The 2,158-nt window shown below is 74.7% G+C and carries 1 protein-coding gene and 1 pseudogene; one reads left to right on the top strand and one right to left on the bottom strand.

Translation table 11 applies throughout. The features are described 5' to 3' along the window. Nucleotides 1–191 (top strand): annotated as a pseudogene (locus GTR02_RS21385) (serine phosphatase); the annotation flags it as partial. Nucleotides 192–215: 24 nt separating this feature from the next. On the opposite strand, the gene GTR02_RS21380 reads toward GTR02_RS21385, so the two are convergent. Next, nucleotides 216–1,820, bottom strand: a complete 1,605-nt coding sequence (locus tag GTR02_RS21380; protein WP_240896188.1) for a methyl-accepting chemotaxis protein — start codon at nt 1,818–1,820, stop codon at nt 216–218. Between the last annotated feature and the right edge of the window lie 338 nt (nt 1,821–2,158).

Raw genomic sequence — 2,158 nt, 5'->3', positions numbered from 1 at the left:
GCGTCGACCTCGACACCCTCGTCGACGGGCTGCTGCAGCGCCTGCTGCCCCCGCACCCCGAGGACGACGTGGCCGTCATCGCCGTCCGCCTGCACCGCCAGGACCGCCCCCGGCCACCCGAGGCCGGGCCCGTGCGGGTCCCGCCGCACGTCCCCGGCGCCGCGTCCGCGGACGGCACCCCGACCCGCTGACGCCGTCGGCGGGCGGGCCGGGCGTCAGAGGCGGAACCCGGCGACGACGTGCTGCAGCTCGCCGCTCATGCGGGCCAGGTCGCCGGACGCGGCCTGGACCTGCGTGACGCCGGCGCTGGTGGCCTGGGCGCCCTCGGCCACCCCGGCGATGGTGTCGGCGATCTGCGTCGACCCCGCGGAGGCGTCGGCGATGTTGCGCACCGACTCCGCGGTCACGGCGGTCTGCTCCTCCACGGCGGAGGCGATGGTCGTCTGGTAGTCGCTGATGCGGCTGATGACCACGCTGATCTGCTCGACGGCGCTGACGGCCGACGCGCTCTCGGACTGGATGGCGGCCACGCGGCGCGTGATGTCGTCGGTGGCCCGCGCGGTCTGCTGCGCGAGCTCCTTGACCTCACCGGCGACGACGGCGAACCCCTTGCCCAGCTCGCCCGCGCGCGCCGCCTCGATGGTCGCGTTGAGCGCCAGCAGGTTCGTCTGCTCGGCGATCGCGGTGATGGCCTTGACGAAGGTCCCGATCTCCGCGGAGGAGGCCCCCAGCTGGTTGATCGTGGTGCTCGCGAGGTCCGCGAGCAGGACGGCCTCGCCGGCGACGCGGGACGCCTCGCCCGAGTTGTCGGCGATCTCCCGGATCGAGGCGCTCATCTGCTCGGTGGAGGCGGCCACGGTCTGGATGTTCGCGCTGGCCTGCTGCGAGGCGCCGGCCACGACGGCGGCCTGCACCCCCGTCTCCTCGGCGGCGGCGGCGATCTGGCCGCTCGTGGCGGACAGCTCCTCGCTGGCCCCGGCCAGGGACACGGCGTTCGCCTCCAGCACCTTCACGGTGCCGCGCAGCGCGGTGGTCGCCTGGTCGAGCTCGGCGGCCATGCGGCCGACCTCGTCGCGGGAGTCGACGTCGGCCCGCACGGTGAGGTCGCCGACGGCCAGGGCCGCGCTCACGAGCGACACGCGGCGCAGGCCGGCGACGACCTGACGGGCGACGAGGACGCCGAGGCCCAGCGCCAGCAGGCCGCCGAGGACGATGGCCGCGACGATGGTGGTCCGCGCGGTGCGGTAGTCCGCGGCCGCCGTGGTGGCGCGGTCGGCGGCCTGCTGCGACTCGGCGGCGAACGCCGCCTCGAAGTCCTCCTCCGCGACGGCGATGAGCGGGCTGTAGACCTCGTCGCGCGCCTTCTGGAAGCCCGCGGTGTCGTTGGCCCGCGACAGCGGCAGCATGGTGGCGTCGCGGACCTCGCGGACAGCGGCCCAGTGCTCGGTGAACGCGTCGACGGCGGCGGGGTCGGCGGCGGTCGGGCGGAACCCGGCCAGCAGCTCGTCGAGCGTGGCGTCGTCGGCGGCGATCTTCGCCTCCACCTCCGCCATCGTCGCGTCGTCGAGGCTGGCCAGGTGGTTGAGGACGTTGACGCGCGACTGCATCTCGGCCTTCTGGGCCTCGGCGAGCACGCGCAGCGGCTTCACCTGCACGACGTACATGTCCTGCACGGCCGTGGCCGTGGCCTGGAGCTTGACGAGTCCCAGCAGCCCCACGCCGACGGCGACGAGCAGCGCCACCACCACCGCGCTGAGGATCTTCGTCAGGACCGGGAGGTCCCGCAGGCGGGCCGACGGACGTCGTCCTTCGGTGGTCATGGACACGGGTTCTCCTCGGGGTCGGACGACCGCGCACGCGACTGCTGCACGTCCGTCCCGGGGGCATCGGCGCCCCGGGGGACGGGCTTGAGCGCCGGGGGTCACGCTGCGGCGGCGATCACTCCTTGACAGTGAGCACGGCGGGACCGAGAATGGAGGTACAACGTTGTACTCCTCTCTCCTCCGAGCGCGGCACCGGTGCCGCGGCGAGGGTTCGGGAGGGGCTCTCCGCCGTCCGTGACCCGGCCAGGTCACGGCCACCGCACCGGTCCCCCGACCGGCTGCGCCCCCGCGCGTCCTCGCCACCCACCGGAAGGTCGGAGCCGCATGCCCCCCAC

Origin of the sequence: Kineococcus siccus (assembly GCF_009906795.1) — a bacterium.
GTDB classification, from domain to species: domain Bacteria; phylum Actinomycetota; class Actinomycetes; order Actinomycetales; family Kineococcaceae; genus Kineococcus; species Kineococcus siccus.
Note: the sequence above shows the minus strand (reverse complement) of the source record. Positions and strands in the feature narration are given on the sequence as shown.

What these genes read in the sequence shown, in the direction of transcription:
- GTR02_RS21380 (WP_240896188.1), bottom strand. Translation starts at nt 1,820, where the DNA reads ATGACCACCGAAGGACGACGTCCGTCGGCCCGCCTGCGGGACCTCCCG.